Here is a 17,311-nt window from a genome sequence, read left to right as displayed (position 1 = left end):
CTTGCCTAAGAAATCGAAGTTTTCAAATAAGAAATTACATCGTGATTTTCAAATACCGCTTCTATAATAAAGGCAGCAAATCAGTAAGGGTATTCAGGCAACCTAGAGTAAGGAATTTGATAGAGCAGCTAACCTAGCCCATAAGGAGAAGAATGAACATGAGAAAAGGGAAAATGACGATTGCAATGTGTCTGATTGCGCTATTCCTGACTGCCTGGATGCCCGGTGCAGGTTATGCGGAAGAAGTAACGGTCTTCACACTGATTGAGAATAAAGAAAGCGCTTCCCTCAGTCAGAGTTTGGAAGTTACATTAAATGGAAGTAACATGAAGGATCTCTATGCATACGAAGCACTAATTACATTTGACCCGAACTTTGTTGAACTGGATAAGGCTGAATCCAAATTGAAGGGATATTTTATACCTTCAAAGGCGACTGAGGGAAAGATGACAGTAGCATTTACCAAGATAGGAAGTGTGAAAGGAGAGACTGGAGACACGGCTCTGAGTACGATTACCTTCAAGGTAAAGAGCCAGGGAAACGCCAATATTAAGCTGGTATCCGTGAAGGCGTTAGATGCGAGACTCTCGGAAACTGTCTATAACTATGGAACAGCCTTCAACGATCTGGCAGGCTATGATTGGGCCAAAACGGAAATAGAAGCTCTTGCTTCTGTAGGAATTATTAAAGGTACGTCAGATACTAGCTTTAGCCCTGGAGCTAATGTCAGCAGAGCTGATTTTGTTAGCTTGCTGGTCAGGGCATTAAAACTTAATGCAGATGCAGACGGCAATTTCAATGATGTGGGGCCGTCTGACTACTATTACAAAGAGGTAGGTATAGCTAAAAAGCTAGGCATCGCCCAAGGCAAAGGCAATAACCAGTTCGAGCCTAAGAAAAGCATATCTAGACAGGATATGATGGTGGTCGCCGCGAGGGCCATGAAAATCGCCGGAAAAATGCTGGATGAGTCAGATTCAGACCTTAGCCGCTTCAGTGATGCCAGTGAAGTAGCACCCTATGCAGTGAACCCTTTGGCTCAGCTGATCAAGAAGGAGATCATTCTTGGAGACAACGGTAAGATCAATCCTAATGATACCGCGGTAAGAGCTCAAGCGGCTGTTATTATACACAGAATTTTATACAAGTAGAGCCATGAGTGGTGTCTTTGCTAGATGAGTAGTGAAGGGTGGTGATCTCTCTCAAGACGAGTCAAGTTCAACTATCAATCATTCTTGAAAGGTGGAGGTTGTTTCCGTGAAGAAGTGGAAAAGGCTTTTGATGATTTCGATGACGATGGCTTTAGTTCTTGCTTGTGCATTCACACCTGGCCCGCTTACAAATAAGGTAGAGGCTGCAACAGCTGAGCTCACTCCAGCACTGGCTAAAACGCCTGGCAAAGGGAACCCGCTGTTTACACAGAAGTTTGGTGCCGATCCCTATGCAATGGTCTATAATGGCCGAGTTTATGTGTACATGACAAATGATATATTTGAGTACAATGCTGACGGGTCAATTAAGGATAACGGATATAGTAAGATCAACAAAATTACGGTTGTTTCGTCCGATGATATGGTGAACTGGACAGACCACGGAGAAATACCTGTAGCCGGTCCAAATGGCGCAGCGAAATGGGCAAACAATTCCTGGGCGCCGGCAGCCGCACATAAAACTATAAATGGCAAGGAGAAATTCTTCCTTTATTTTGCAGATAGTGCAAGCGGCATTGGCGTGCTTACGGCGGATAGCCCATTCGGACCGTTCACAGATCCGATTGGAAAAGCTCTCGTTAGCAGAAATACTCCAGGGGTAGCCGATGTTACGTGGCTCTTTGACCCTGCTGTTCTGGTTGACGATGACGGAAGCGGCTACTTATATTTTGGCGGCGGTGTTCCGGCAGGGAAGGACGCTGATCCAGGTACAGCGCGTGTCGCGAAGCTTGGGGCGGATATGATTAGTCTCGATCTTGACGCTAGCGGCGGAAAGGCTAAGCCTATCAATCCACCATTCCTATTCGAAGACTCAGGGATCAACAAATATAACGGGAAATACTATTACTCCTACTGTACCAACTTCTCCGGCAATCATCCGGCCGACATACCTACTGGAACGATTGCTTACATGGTAAGCGACAATCCGATGGGTCCCTTCACCTATGTCAAGACCATCCTGCCCAACCCTGCTGCTTTCTTCGGTGTAGGAGGCAACAACCACCATGCCATGTTCGAGTTCAATGGGGAATGGTACATTACCTACCACGCCCAGACCTTGGCAAAAGCAATGGCGGAGAGTGGGGCTGTCCCACAATTGAAAGGTCAGCCGCATGGATATCGTAACGCCCACATCAACAAAGTAAGCTTTGATGCCAAAGGAGTCATTCAGAACATTACCGGCGATTACGAGGGCATTCCACAATTGAAGAATTTCAACCCTTATACAAGGATTGAGGCTGAAACCATAGGCTGGAACGGAGGGATCAGCACAGAAACTACTACTGAGCCGGGAGCTTTGGTCAGCAGCATTAATCTGAATGTCGGCAGCATCAATGACGGGGACTGGACAGCCGTATCCAAGGTTGACTTTGGCGATAAAGGCGCCGGAACGTTTAAAGCTAATGTGGCAAGCGGTTCAAGCGGCGGAAAGATAGAGCTTCATCTGGACAGCGCTGACGGAGCCTTAATAGGGACGCTTCCCATCTCCAATACTGGTGGAGACGACATTTGGAAGATCAAGACTACAAACATTTCCGGTGCTGCTGGTGTCCATGATCTATATTTGGTATACAGAGGAGAATCATCAGGTAATCTCTTCAAGGTGGATTATTGGCAGTTCGAGCCCAAGGGTGAGGCTCAAGAGCTCGCTGCAATTAACGCTTCTATCGATAAACAAAAGATTGATATGGTGAGTGGAAGTAACACAGCCAACATCAAGGTTACCGCTATTTATGCTGATGGAACAAGCAAGGATGTTACGGATCAAGCCATAGCAACACCGGCACAAAGCGGGATTGTCACTGTAGATAACGGGGTTGTCACCGGAGTGGGCTTCGGGACTACAAGCATTGACATTAGCTATGGGGGAAAGACAGATTCTCTGAATATTCTGGTAAAAGACTTGAACAGTGAACTAACGGTGAAGCAGCTCACCGTAGACACACCTTCCGTTGCCCTGGATGCGGGGAAAACGGCAGCATTTAAGGTTACAGCGGAGTTTCTTGACGGACATACCGAAGATGTAACCAAAACAGCTACCTACAGCAATTCGAATCCTAATGTTGCTGAGGTATTGAACGGGACGATAACTGCTAAAGCCAGTGGAACAACCAATGTAACGGTAAGTTATAAGGGAGGCTCTGGTGACGCGGTAACTACGCAAATCACTGTAAAAGTTAATACCCCTGTCTCTGTAGCCATTGAAGCGGAGACCGCAGCAGAGAACACAAGCAGCGCCTACGTACGTGGAACTGCGAACGGCCATTTATGGTCACTTGTTGACGGAGAGAAGACGAAAGCGATGCAGTTCCTGCCGGATGACGGTACTGCCGTTACACCGGGTACGGATGCAGCGAGCCTTGCCGCCGGCTCCAGTCTGAATTACAAAATTAACTTTAAAACGGCAGGAGCTTACTATGTTTGGGTTCTGGCCAAGAGCCATAGCTTCCAAACGGACTCGGTTCACGTGGGCTTGGATAACCAATATCAATTCACATCCAACGGAATCGAGGGCGTTAGCGGCGGTCAGTTCAAATGGGTGAACCTTAGTAATGGTGGTCCGGCTGTGCCTGGGGGTTCGCCATTGAATTTTACGGCGGGCGAGCACGAGCTGAACTTCTGGGGAAGAGAATCCGGACTTATCATAGACCGGATCTACTTAACCACAAGTAGTTCCACGACCGATCCAGTATGGCCGTCCGCTGAACCAAAAGGACCCGCAGCGGTGCTGTCAGCGGACAGCAGGGTGAAGCCTGGAACCAGCTTCACGGTGGATGTCAGCTTGAACAACCTGGAACAAAGTGTGTACGCCCAGGATCTGACCTTGTCTTATGATTCTAACGTATTTGACTATGTGAGCGCGGCAGGTTCGGACAGCAATATCCAGATCATTAAGGAGGACAAAGAAGCGGCCGGGAAGGTAAGACTGATCACGGCGAATATCGGAGGAGTATCGGGAGCCAGTACATCGGTATTGAAGCTAACCTTCAAGGTAAAGGCGGATGTACGGAATACAACCGGAACGATTGCGCTTACCGAGGCCAAGATGGGTGTGGCTCCGGAGGGAACCGTCATTCAGGCGGCGGTTGATAGCAAGAGCATTTCGGTCAGCGGTGAGGAGCAGCCGGTTGTAGACAAGACCGCACTAAACGCCGCGATCACGAAAGCACAAAGCCTGTATGATGCAGCAGTGGTAGGCACATTGCCAGGCCAGTATCCGCAGAAAGCCAAGGATGCCCTGAGCGCTGCGATTGCCGCAGCCAAAGTGGTCCAAGGTAAAGGTAGCGCGACGCAGTCTGAGGTGGACAGTGCGACAGCAGCATTGGACAATGCCGTAGATACCTTCAAGGCAGCGGTCATTAAGGAAGTGTCCGCCGACTTGAACAAGGATGGAAGCATCAATGTAGGCGACCTTGCAATTGTAGCTTACCACTATGGCAAAGATTCTACTGGCGCAGACTGGGCAACCGTGAAGATTGCGGATATGAACAGCGATAACAAGATTGATATTACGGATCTTGCGTATATTGCCTCCAAAATACTTGAATAACAAATTAGCNAGCGGTCATTAAGGAAGTGTCCGCCGACTTGAACAAGGATGGAAGCATCAATGTAGGCGACCTTGCAATTGTAGCTTACCACTATGGCAAAGATTCTACTGGCGCAGACTGGGCAACCGTGAAGATTGCGGATATGAACAGCGATAACAAGATTGATATTACGGATCTTGCGTATATTGCCTCCAAAATACTTGAATAACAAATTAGCAGCGTGAACAACTGAACTCTAGTTATGCCCTATCCCGAGATATAGCAATCCATCATTGGGATAGGGCATATTAAGTTGGATATTTCAGATCTCTAGCTTTCCTAAAATAGACGCAGTCCTTAATCGCTTTGTGACACAAGCAAATTCGGAATTCTGCTCGATATTTTATAAAGAGGGAGAAATGTAAATGAAACTATTAAAGGGTATAAACAAGGCAATAAGGAGGACAGCACCTCAAATCATATGCTTAACATTGATCTCAACGGCTGTGTCCGGTTTTTCCGTTTTCGCGATTCCGACATATGCAGCAGCGTTGGAAGTTTCAAAGCAACTGGACTTAAAGTTCGAAAATAACATTGCAGATTCCTCCAGTAAAGGGATACAAGGGAGATTAAATGGCACCGCCAAATATGTGGACGGGAAGGTTGGTAAAGCTCTACAACTTAACGGAACGGATAATTATATTGATTTAGGGACGTCTTCGGCATTACAGCCGCAGAATCTGACTGTGTCTTTCTGGGTAAAGCCCGATGCAACGTTACAAGGCGAGCATATGATTATGTGGAACAAGCCAAGTGGCAACTGGAGCGGAGAAGGTTGGTATTTAAGCATCCTGAGTGATACGGTTCCATTGAAGCTTTCCACTGGATCTAGCGTTCAGGAATCGTATGTTACTGGGGATCGAAGCAAATTCTTCCCTGTCGGAGAGTGGACCCATATTGCGGTCACCTATGATAATGCAACAAAAAGTGTGGCTATTTACCGTAACGGTCTCGCTCAAAAGGTCATCTATAATAAACAGGGAGGCAGTATTGTCGCAAATAGTTCGGATCATAAGTATTTGGGCTTTAACTCACCCTCATATGGCGGCGCCTATTCTAAATTGAACCTGGATGAGTTCAAGATTTACAGTGATGCTGCAACAGATGAGGCTATTCGAGATGTCTATAGAACGGAAGGTGGGGTAATTGACGAGAAGGTCATTGCACAGCAAGACAAAGATGCAATCGTTCTGCCAGAGACAACAAGAGGAAATCTGACTTTCCCGACGCAAGGTATAAATGGAAGCACAATCTCGTGGAGTACTTCAAATCCAAATGTTATATCAAACACCGGAGTGGTCACTGATCCAGGGGCCGATACTCCAGTTACAGTACGAGTTTCTATCACTTACGGCTCAGTAACTCTGACCAAAGAATTTTCTGTGGTTGTAAAAACGAATAAATATATAGGTGATTTTTCGAAAATCAAAAATTTTGACTTGGAGCAGGTAGAGGTCACAGACCCTTATTATGTTAATGCCCTCAATAAAGATGTTGATTATTTATTAAAACTTGATCCGGATCGTCTTTTGTCTGGGTTCAGAACGGTAGCGGGTCTCCCTAAGAAAGCAGAGCTTTACAACGGTTGGGAAGGCAGTTGGAGTTACCTTAGAGGGCATACATTAGGGCATTACATGACAGCGTTAGCTCAGGCATACAAACAAACTAAAGGTAATCAAACGCTGAACACGCAAATAAAAAGCAAAATAGATTACATCATCAGTGAACTGAAAGCATGCCAGAATGCAAGCAAAAATGGTTATATTTTTGCCACACCGGAATCCCATTTTGATGTAATCGAAGGGAAGATTGAAGGCCAAAGCTGGGTACCTTGGTACACCATGCATAAAATTGTGGCAGGGCTTGTGGATGTTTATAAATACGAAGGTAATGGAGACGCCTTGGAGATTGCAAGTAAGCTCGGAGATTGGTCATATAACAGAACTCAAACCTGGGATGATGCCACGCATACAAGAGTACTGAATGTAGAATACGGCGGTATAAATGACGCCTTGTATGAACTGTATAAGTACACCAATAATGCGAATCATTTAACGGCAGCCCATATGTTTGATGAAGAATCCCTGTTTACTCCTATCGTTAAGGGTCAAGACAAACTGGCAAATAAGCATGCAAACACACAAATTCCAAAGTTTATTGGCGCTTTGAATCGGTATCGAACATTAGGTGAAGCCGAGTCGTACTATCTAAAAGCGGCGGAGAACTTCTGGGAGATGGTAGTCAAAGACCATACGTATATTACAGGCGGGAATAGTGAAAATGAGCAATTTAGAGAACCAGGGCAGTTGGATAATTACAGGAATAACATAAACGATGAAACATGTAATTCCTACAACATGTTAAAGCTCACCAGAGAGTTGTTCAGACTTACAGGAGATATTAAATATGCCAACTATTATGAGAAAACATTGAAAAATGAGATCATGTCCTCAATTAATCCGGAAACGGGTATGAGTACGTATTTTAAGCCAATGGGTACAGGGTATTTCAAAGTATTCTCCACATTCTTCGATAGTTTCTGGTGTGATACGGGAAGTGGTATGGAGAGCTTTAGTAAGCTGGACGACAGTATCTATTACCATACCGATCAAGATCTCTATGTCAACATGTACTTGAGCTCAACTGTGAACTGGACCGAGAAGGGCCTTCAATTAACACAGCAGACGGATATCCCTGAAAGCGATAAAGCCAAGTTTACCCTTGACGCAGCACCTTCCGAGGCCGTTAATATTAAATTCAGATCACCGGAGTGGGTTGCCCAAGGCCAAAAAGTAGCTGTGGCGATCAACGGGGAAACCTTAAATGTAAGAGAAGCTAACGGATATATAGATATAAATCGAGTATGGAAGACTGGGGATGTTGTTGAATTGACGCTCCCTTTGGAAGTACAGGTATCAACCCTACAAGATAATCCCGAAGCGGCAGCATTTAGTTATGGTCCACTTGTTCTAAGCGCAGGCCTTGGAACAGAGCAAATGGTCGCGATTCCGCATCTTGCTTCACAAAAAGCAAACTTGCCTTCAGGCGTTACCTATAAGGATTATATCCTTATAAAAGATGGGAATGTGAAAGACTGGATCAATAACGTCAAAAACAATTTGGTTAAGACGGAAGGGAAGCTAGAATTCACACTGCGGAAAACGGATGAAGATAATCATTTGAAATTTACGCCATATTACTCCTTGTACAAGGAAAGATATGGGGTTTACTTCTATTTGTCTGCACTGGATTCTCCGAATTTCCAGAAAAACATTATGAGTAGAAAGACTGCCGCTAAAAAGGCAATTGCCAAGATCGACGAAGTGCAAATTACGAATGACCAGCATGAATTGGCGCATAACCTCCAAGGAAATACGGGTGGAGGCTCTTATGGCGGAGAACAGTATCGTCAAGCTTGGAGTGGAGCAGCGGGAGGCGCCTGGCTAAGTTATGACATGGAAGTTAATCCTTCCGTTACTAATTTTATTTCCACTAGGTACTATAGCGGTGATAAAGGGAGAGCTTTCAATGTATATGTTGACGGTAACCTAATTAAGGAAGAAACGATAGCGGCCAAAACGCCTGACCAATTTTATGACGTAAGATATGAAATTCCGGCAAATTTGATAGCTGGAAAAACAAAAGTAACTGTAAAATTCGCGAGTAGGGGCTCAGGTTACGTTGGCAGACTTTTCGGAACGGTTTCCATTTTGAAAGACTATAATAATGACCCGAGCCTCAAGAGTGTTACTGTAGGTGGGGCATCCGCAACACGAGCGGATAATAAGTATTCCATTTCTATTCCTAAAGATTCTACGGAGGCTTTAGTTAAGCTCACTCCTGAAAACACGAATGCTCTGGTATATGTTGATAACATCTTAATTGATGATTCAGTAGATAGAAAAGTATCTTTACAATCTGACACGACTACTATGAACGTTAGAGTGGTGGCCGAAGATGGAGTAACAGAAAAAGCATATACCGTAAGTATCAATAAGCAAGCACAAGGAGCCACAGCCGCACTATCAGCAGACAGCAGTGTGAAGCCAGGAAGCAGCTTTAACGTGGCCGTTGGCCTGAACAACTTGGAACAACGTGTGTATGCTCAGGATCTGACCTTGTCTTATGATTCAAACCTATTTGAATATGTGAGTGCGGTAGGTGCTAACAACGACATTCAGGTTGTGACAGAGGACAAAGTGGCTGCCGGAAAAGTTAGACTCATCGCCGCCAATATTGGAGGAGTATCCGGAGCGAGCACGCCGGTTCTAAATCTTACCTTCAAGGCTAAGGCTGATGTACAGAATAAGACCGGAACGATTGCGGTTACCGAAGCCAAGCTTGGTGTGGCTCCTGAGGGAACCGTCATTCAGGCGGCGGTGGGCAGTAAGAGCATATCGATCGGCGATGGTGTAGAGCAGCCAGGTGTAGACAAGACTGCGCTGACAGCCGCGATTACGAATGCACAGAGCTTGTATGATGCAGCTGTAGTGGGCACATTGCCAGGTCAGTATCCGAAGGAAGCCAAGGATGCTCTGGGTGCTGCCATAAGTGCAGCCAACGTGGTCCAAGGCAAAGGAAATGCAACGCAGTCTGAGGTGGACAGTGCCGCAGCAGCATTGGGCAATGCCGTAGATACCTTTAAGGCAGCGGTCATTAAGGAAGTGTCCGCAGACCTGAACAAGGATGGAAAAGTCAATGTAGGCGACCTTGCAATGGTAGCTTACCACTACGGCAAGGATTCCACTGGCGCAGATTGGAAGGCAGCGAAGATCGCGGATTTGAACGGCGATAACAAGATTGATATCACGGATCTCGCGTATATTGCATCCCAAATTACTGACTAAACCTATCAATTGTGCAGCTGTGGACGGGGATTCTTCATCCTCAGGTCCACAGCTACTAAAGAATTTTTTGATAAATTTCTATGGAGAGGAGATTGGTTAATGAAAAAGGTCTTAAGCCTATTAGTTTTAGTCTTTATAATTTCGACAATGTTTGCAACGGTCACCTTTGCAGACGATCCAATAGAGGTAACAGGGGTAACCCTTTCACTCAGCCTTGAGGAAGGTTCAACCGCTATACTGACCGCAGCGATAACCCCTGCAGATGCAGCTAACAAGGACGTGAAGTTCTCATCAAGTAATCCGAGCGTGGCCACGGTAACTGGCGCAACTTATGATTCTGTATCCGGTACAACAAGTGTAACCGTGCATGCGATAGCGGCTGGGAGTGCCGTTATTACCGCGACATCGGCAGATGGCGGCAAGACAGCGGTAACTCATGTGACCGTTGTGTCCAAGGCACCTGCAATTGCTGCAATTGTACTTTCAGCGGACAGTCGTGTTAAGCCTGGAAGCAGCTTTAACGTGGCGGTTGGTCTGAACAAGCTGTCACAAAGTGTGTATGCCCAGGACATCACCCTGACCTATGATTCGAACCTATTTGAATATGTGAGCGCGGCAGGGGCAAGCGACTATATTCAGATCGTGACAGAGGACAAGGCGACTGCCGGAAAGGTTAGACTCGTTACCGCTAATATTGGAGGGATAACCGGAGCCAGCGCTCAAGTGCTGGATCTAAGCTTCAAGGTAAAGCCGGGTGCACGGAATACGACCGGAACGATTGCGGTTACCGAGGCTAAGCTCGGTGTGGCTCCTGAGGGAACCGTTATTCAGGCTGCACCTGCCAGCAAGAGCATAACGATCGGTGATGTTGACCAACCGGTTGTAGACAAGACTGCACTTACAGCCGCAATCACGAATGCGCAGAACCTGTATGACGGAGCTGTAGTGGGCACATTGCCAGGTCAGTATCCGAAGGAAGCCAAGGATGCTCTCGGAGCGGCCATCAAAGCGGCAACAGCGGTTCAAGACAACCAAAGCGCAGCGCAGTCCCAGGTGGACAGTGCCACAGCAGCGCTGGGCAGTGCCGTAGACACCTTCAAGGCAGCGGTCATTAGGGAAGTGTCCGCAGATTTGAACAAGGATGGAAGCATCAACGTAGGCGACCTTGCGATTGTAGCTTACCATTACGGTAAGGATTCCGTCGGCTCAGACTGGACAGCAGCGAAGATAGCGGACATGAACAGCGATAACAAAATTGATATCACGGATCTAGCGTATATTGCCTCCAAAATACTTGAATAAGTTATGTTATAAATTGAATTTAAGAAACAGCGATCGTAGGAACATTTCATACGGCTGACTAGCATGTAAACCATTAGTTCAACTTATATAGCAAGCGTGAACAACTGAACTCTAGTAATGCCCTATTTCGAGAAATAGCAATCCATCCCCTTCTTGGGATAGGGCATAGTAGAGTAGCGGACAGCATTCATTTCCATAAATTGAAAGCGCTTAATTAGATGCGTAATAGGAGGAGATTATTATGATGAACCTGCAGATGATTAAGGAGAAACATCAATACTACGTCTGGGAAAAGGTAGAAGCAGGACAGGCGGAGGGCCTGCTCGGCAGGATGAAGAAAAGACTGATCCGAGAAAACAATCTTCCTCATGATTCCGAGCTATCTTTTATTGCTTATGCGTTTAAAAATGAGAATCTCCTGGTGCTTGCTGCGGAGCAGCAGACGGGATGATCCAATATGGACTAGATAACTAACTCTCTTACGACTATAAATTTATTGAGGGGAAGGAACAAATTGGGGAAAGAAAAGGTTAAATCGAGTGCAGCTCTAAAAATTTGTCTTTGCCTAGGTCTTCTATTAACCCCCATGCTTAGTAGTAATCATTCGGCTCATGCTGCAGCTGCACCTGCAGTTACTATTGATTACAATAACGAAAGGCAGGAAATCGACGGCTTTGGCGCATCAAATGCTTGGTCGACAGGGATTGTGTCCAATCTGCCTAACCCGGCACAGAAGGCAATACTAGATGCGCTATTTAGCACATCGAATGGTGCGGGACTTAGTATGGTAAGAAATAGGCTTCCGTATGACTTAGTCTCGGAATTAGGTGTTTGGAACTGGAACAATTGGGATATTAACGGTACAACCTGGCTCTTTAATAGAATAAAGGCCGACTATAATGTGACCCGATTCTTCACTACACCTTGGACGCCGCCGCCGTTTATGAAGACCGGCAGCACAGGAACATACGGAGAAATCGGCGGGAAGCTTAGAGCTGACAAATATCAGGCATACGCTGATTTCCTGGCTGACTATGTGAATGGATTCAAGACCCATAAGGGAATCGACATAGCGGCAGTTTCAATACAAAATGAGCCGAACTGGGCGCCGAATTATGAGTCCAGCAGTTGGTCAGCGGATGATTTCCATAAATTTGTAAAGGGTTATCTGAAGCCTACCTTTGCCAAGAAAGACGTACCTGCTATGCTGATTATGCCAGAAGGGCTAAATTTCAGCGAAGATTTGGCGGTTCCGACATTGAATGATGCCGATAGCAGAGACCGGGTGGACATTGTTGGTGTACATCAGTATGCCGTAAGTCAGCAGGACCCCAATCTTGGAGCTAAATGGTTAACTCAAACGAAATATTATAATAAAAAGCTATGGGTAACAGAAGTATCCACGAGCGAACCCAATGATCCAACCATAAAGGATGGTCTGTACTGGGCAAAAATGATTCATAAGGATATGACTATAGCTGAAGTCAACGCGTTCTCCTACTGGTGGCTTTGGAATAACACCAAAGACAGTGTTAACTCGGTTGGGGATAAAGGCGCATTGATTACACTTCATACGGATGATCATGGTTCTGTCCAAAGTTATGAATTGAACAAAAGGTTGTATACTCTTGGACAATATAGCAGATTTGTCAGACCGGGTTATGTTAGGGTCCATTCAGATGCAGCTCCGGCAGCAGGAATATATACAACAGCTTATAAAGACCCTTCCAATGGGAAGCTGGTTATCGTAGCTATAAATGAGAATGACAGCGATACTGCCCTGACATTCAATCTAAATGGCAAAGCCGTAAGTTCATATGCTACTTATAGAACTTCGTCTAGCGAGAATATTGCCAATTTAGGGGATACCACGGCAAATGGAAGCTCACTTCACACCACGCTTAAGGGGAAAAGTGTCACAACATTCATTGCGGAAGTTTACACACCGAATTCCCAAGAAATCACCACCGCAGCTGTGCTCTCAGCAGACAGCAGTGTGGAGCCTGGAAGCAGCGTTGCCGTGTCCATCAGCCTGAACAACCTGGAACAAAGTGTGTATGCCCAGGACCTTACCTTGAAGTATGATTCCCAGGTATTTGAATATGTGAGTGCGTTGGGCGCCAACAGCAATACTCAAGTTGTTAAAGAGGACAAAGATACGACCGGGAAGGTGAGACTGTTCATTGCGGATACCGGAGGAGTATCCGGCACCAGCACGCAGGTATTGAATCTAACCTTCAAGGTCAAGGCCGGAGTATGGAATACTACCGGAACGATTGCCATCAGTGAGGCAAAGCTTGGCGTGGCTCCGGAGGGAACGGTTATTCAGGCGGTGGGCGGCATTAAGAGCATATCGGTAGGCGATATTGACCAACCGGTTGTAGACACGACCGCGCTGAAAGCCGCGATTACGAATGCCCAGAGTCTGTATGATGGAGCAGTCGTGGGAACATTGCCAGGTCAATATCCGCAGCAAGCGAAGGATGCCTTGGGTACTGCCTTAAGTGCAGCCAAAGCCGTTCAAGGCAAAGGAAGCGCGACGCAGTCCGAGGTAGACAGTTCCACAGCAGCGCTGGGTAGTGCTGTGGATAATTTCAGGGAAGCGGTGATTAAGGAGGTATCTGCAGACCTGAATAAAGATGGAAGCGTCAATGTAGGCGATCTTGCGATTGTAGCTTACCAATATGGCAAGCATTCCGGCGATGCAGACTGGGCGACAGCGAAGATTGCCGATATCAACAACGATAACCAGATTGATATCACCGATCTGGCGTATATTGGATCCAAGATCTTAGATTAGTACACTTATGCGAAAGTAAAATGACGTGCTGTTTGTGTAAAGTTAGAACTGAATTCTTGGCAAGCCCTATCCTATCAGAGGATAGGGCTTTTTAATTAGTGTCTAGAAATTACGGCACTAGTTTTATTTTTGAATTTAAAATTGATGGAGGGGCAGAAATTACGTAGTTTTCACGGAATTCATTCACTGGAGCACATCCCAAAATCAAAACTGGAAAGTAAATGGGTATTTTTACCTAGTGAATAAGGTAACAAATCAGTCGTCCTCTGTCGATATATATACTTTGTCGGTGTAAATAGGGGAGATATTTTCGTTATTTCATTTTTTATTTAAGTATCTATTTTAACAGCGGAGGTCATGACTTTGGCAATTAAACTTCGAACAAGATTATTACTCAGTTTTTTCTCCATAATCGTATTGTTCTTAATTACGGTAACGGTAACGACGATTATGAATCAGCGTATTGGGGGATTGAATGATCAGATTTTCGATTCTCAGAAAAGAATGGAAGTCATTCAGCGCTTGAACCTGTTCGCCAGAACAGCCAACGACAACGGGGCACATTATCTGCTTGCTCCCGACCATTTGATGGGCAGCTTCAAAAGCCGTTTCGATGAGACGGTAAAGTTCGTGGATTTAGAACTATCTGATTTGAAGAAAATGACTAAGGATCCAGATAGCTTGAAGCAGATTGAACAATTCAGCACATTATGGTCCCAGAATATTAAGTATAAGACAACGCTAATGGATAAGAAGGCAGCCGGACAAGCTGTGACGGCACAAGAGAAATATACGAAGGATTCATTCGATCCGATTGCCTTCTCTCTTCTCTCTTTCATGAAGGATGAGCAGGCCAAGATTGAAACGTTCAAAAGTGATATTTCCAGCATGAACGAGCGGGTCAAGCTGGTCAATTACTCTCTAGTAAGTATTGCTATTCTGCTATCTGTCGGAATCGCTTTTCTGCTCTCCCGTTACTTGATCAACCGCACCCGGAAGCTAATTCAATCAGCAGGTGCAGTTGCCGAGGGGAATCTTCAGGTAGAGTCATTAAAGTTCAAGGGCAAGGATGAACTTACCGAACTGGCTGCTGCATTTAATGTGATGACAGATTCGCTGCGCACGGTCATTGGAAGTGCAGAGTCAGTATCCCTGCAAGTTGCGGCATCTTCAGCACAGCTGCAGGCCAGTGCCGAGCAGACAAGCCAGGCCACCTCGCACATCGCAACGGTTATGCAGGAGATTACCGAAGGAACAGACAATCAATCCAGTCAGGTTGCACAGAACCTGGATACGATAACGAATCTTTCGGAGAAGGTTCATCATATTGCCAGTAACGGACAGGCTGTGCTTCAGACAGTTAACCATACCTCGACAACGGCTATGCAAGGAAAAGAGGATTTGATTAAGGTTATTCATCAGATTCGCACAATTGAGAGCAGCAACGGCAAACTCTCTGAAGTAATAGCCGATCTGGAGCAGCAGGCCATCCAAATTGGCAAAGCTACACAGCTCATCATGGATATTTCTACTCAAACGAATTTGCTGGCTTTGAATGCAGGCATCGAAGCAGCCAGAGCCGGTGAGCAGGGGCGCGGATTCTCGGTTGTGGCACAAGAAGTCCGTAAGCTTGCAGAGCAGTCTCGTGTCTCGGCCGATCAGATCCGCAGCCTGATTACAGGGATTCAGAATGAAGCGAGCATGGCTGCTGCTGAAATGGAGCAAGGAACCCTCGAAGTTCAGAAGGGCATCGAGCTTATTGAAGTCGCAGGTCAATCTTTTGAAGGAATTATGGAACTCATTCGCCAGGTAGAGCACGACGTACAGGGGGTTACCGAGTCAACGGCTGATATTATGACGGATACCGAATCTGTGGTATCGGGATTCTCCCTGATCTCTCAAATCGCAACTGAGAATTCGTCAGGTACACAAAGTGTTGCCGCATCAACAGAGGAGCAGCTAGCCTCGATGGAAGAGATCTCAGCTTCATCCAGTGCACTGGCGGACTCGGCGGATGAACTCAAGACGCTTATCGGCAAATTCCGTATATAATTCCTAAAAGTTAAGGGTGATACAGCATGTTAAAACGATTTTTGGCTATTCTAATGGCTTCATCTTTATTAGTAATCAGTGCTTGTTCCACTACGTCCAGTACCGCACAGCCGGTAACTGTAACCTTCGTAAGCACATATGACGGTAAGGAAGCTGAGTTCTTCAAGAGCCGTGTGAAAGATTTCGAGAAAGAGAATCCTGGAATCAAGGTAAAGATAGTGGACGTTGCCTTTGGTTCAGCATCCAATTATGTCAAGACCGCGCTGCTGGGGGACCAGGCACTGGATGGCTTCCGTTCCGATAACTCCTGGGTACCCGAGTTCGTAGAACTAGGGCTGCTTCAGCCGCTGGATTCCATGATTACGAAAGAGGATCAGGCCGATTTCAACCGGACGGCACTGGACTCCGTTAAAATTAACAATAAGCTCTATGGTCTGCCGACTGTAATGGAGGCTCCGGCTTTGCTGTATAATAAGCGGATCCTTAAGGAGCTTGGTTATTCAAATCCTCCGCAGACGATGGATGAAATGATGTCCATAGCGAAGAAAGCAACCAACGACAAGGGACATTATGGTGTCTATGTCTCGGATGACTCCTACTTTGCGCTGCCCTATATTTGGGCATTTGGTGGAGAGACGATGACGGACGACCGTAAGGTCCATATCGCTTCTCCAGATTCTATTAAGGGTTTGGAGTTCATGCAGGAGCTTCGCCGGGCAGGTGTAACACAGCCTTATCCTGATTTCACGGATAGCTATAACAAAATGATGAACGATTTCAAAGAAGGCCGATCCGCGATGATTCTGAATGGTCCTTGGGCTGTGGGCGATCTGCTTAGTGGAAGTGAGTTCAAGGATGCAGGTAACCTGGGTATTGCAGCCGTTCCGAAAGGACGGAAGGGGCAGGGGTCTCCTGCCGGTGGACACAGTCTTGTTGTCTCCAAGTACAGCAAGCATCCACAGGAAACCTATAAGCTGATACAATATCTGACCAGCACCAAGGTTCAGGCCAAGCAGGTGAAAGAAGTCAAAACCCTGCCAAGCCGTATCAGTGTATATAAAGATCCTAGCTTTGCATCCGATCAGATTGTTCAAAGCTTTAAGCTGGTGTTGGACGCAGCCAAGCCGCGTCCGCGTATTCCGGAAGGAGCTGAAATGTTTGGCGATTTCACCGCCAATCTGGGACAATTGCTGCTGGACAAAATGACACCACAGCAAGCCGCAGCTAATATTGAAGTTGCTTGGCGGGAGCTCCTTAAGCTGGATCGATGAGCAACTGCCTCCAGTAATTGGAGTAGAATTAATTAATATATGAATATAAATTGATAAAGCGGAGCAGCCTTGATCCATCAAGATCTAGGCTGCTTTTCTGTGGAGAAATTATCCGTTAGGGGGGATAAAGATCAGGCTTATAAGTTAGTGCAAAGTAATCAGTTTCAAAGGTCTTAAGGCTTACAAAATGACACTTAAGTCCATGTTAAGGAAAGGTTATGCTACAAAGTAGTTAGAA

General features: G+C 46.0%; 9 protein-coding genes. All 9 read left to right on the top strand.

What is annotated here, in order from left to right; genetic code table 11:
- The first annotated feature begins 158 nt into the window (after positions 1–158).
- Positions 159–1,151, top strand: a complete 993-nt coding sequence (locus EJP77_RS05960) for an S-layer homology domain-containing protein (protein ID WP_185897166.1) — start codon at positions 159–161, stop codon at positions 1,149–1,151.
- Between the two features lie 130 nt (positions 1,152–1,281).
- A complete protein-coding gene (locus EJP77_RS20975; RefSeq protein ID WP_281278464.1) occupies positions 1,282–4,761 on the top strand; it encodes a carbohydrate-binding protein in 3,480 nt (1,159 codons plus the stop codon).
- Between the two features lie 38 nt (positions 4,762–4,799).
- A complete protein-coding gene (locus EJP77_RS20580; protein WP_185897164.1) occupies positions 4,800–4,970 on the top strand; it encodes a dockerin type I domain-containing protein in 171 nt (56 codons plus the stop codon).
- A gap of 322 nt (positions 4,971–5,292) precedes the next feature.
- On the top strand, positions 5,293–9,648 hold the full coding sequence (locus EJP77_RS05950) for a beta-L-arabinofuranosidase domain-containing protein (protein ID WP_221885998.1): 4,356 nt from the start codon (positions 5,293–5,295) through the stop codon (positions 9,646–9,648).
- A 99-nt stretch (positions 9,649–9,747) separates the two neighbouring features.
- A complete protein-coding gene (locus EJP77_RS05945; protein WP_127198199.1) occupies positions 9,748–10,950 on the top strand; it encodes a cohesin domain-containing protein in 1,203 nt (400 codons plus the stop codon).
- 241 nt (positions 10,951–11,191) lie between these two features.
- Positions 11,192–11,401, top strand: a complete 210-nt coding sequence (locus EJP77_RS05940; protein ID WP_127198198.1) for a hypothetical protein — start codon at positions 11,192–11,194, stop codon at positions 11,399–11,401.
- Positions 11,402–11,464: 63 nt separating this feature from the next.
- Complete coding sequence (locus EJP77_RS05935; RefSeq protein WP_127198197.1) at positions 11,465–13,750, top strand: glycoside hydrolase; 2,286 nt, start codon at positions 11,465–11,467, stop codon at positions 13,748–13,750.
- 363 nt (positions 13,751–14,113) lie between these two features.
- Complete coding sequence (locus EJP77_RS05930; protein ID WP_127198196.1) at positions 14,114–15,802, top strand: methyl-accepting chemotaxis protein; 1,689 nt, start codon at positions 14,114–14,116, stop codon at positions 15,800–15,802.
- A gap of 26 nt (positions 15,803–15,828) precedes the next feature.
- Complete coding sequence (locus EJP77_RS05925; RefSeq protein ID WP_127198195.1) at positions 15,829–17,073, top strand: extracellular solute-binding protein; 1,245 nt, start codon at positions 15,829–15,831, stop codon at positions 17,071–17,073.
- The last annotated feature ends 238 nt before the right edge of the window (positions 17,074–17,311 follow it).

Origin of the sequence: Paenibacillus zeisoli, from assembly GCF_003994465.1 — a bacterium.
GTDB classification, from domain to species: Bacteria; Bacillota; Bacilli; order Paenibacillales; family Paenibacillaceae; genus Fontibacillus; species Fontibacillus zeisoli.
This window is presented reverse-complemented; position numbering and strand designations above follow the sequence as displayed.

Bases quoted from the DNA above. Each gene is read 5' to 3' on its own strand.
- EJP77_RS05960 (WP_185897166.1), top strand. From the start codon at position 159: ATGAGAAAAGGGAAAATGACGATTGCAATGTGTCTGATTGCGCTATTC.
- EJP77_RS05945 (WP_127198199.1), top strand. From the start codon at position 9,748: ATGAAAAAGGTCTTAAGCCTATTAGTTTTAGTCTTTATAATTTCGACA.
- EJP77_RS20975 (WP_281278464.1), top strand. From the start codon at position 1,282: ATGATTTCGATGACGATGGCTTTAGTTCTTGCTTGTGCATTCACACCT.
- EJP77_RS05925 (WP_127198195.1), top strand. From the start codon at position 15,829: ATGTTAAAACGATTTTTGGCTATTCTAATGGCTTCATCTTTATTAGTA.
- EJP77_RS05940 (WP_127198198.1), top strand. From the start codon at position 11,192: ATGATGAACCTGCAGATGATTAAGGAGAAACATCAATACTACGTCTGG.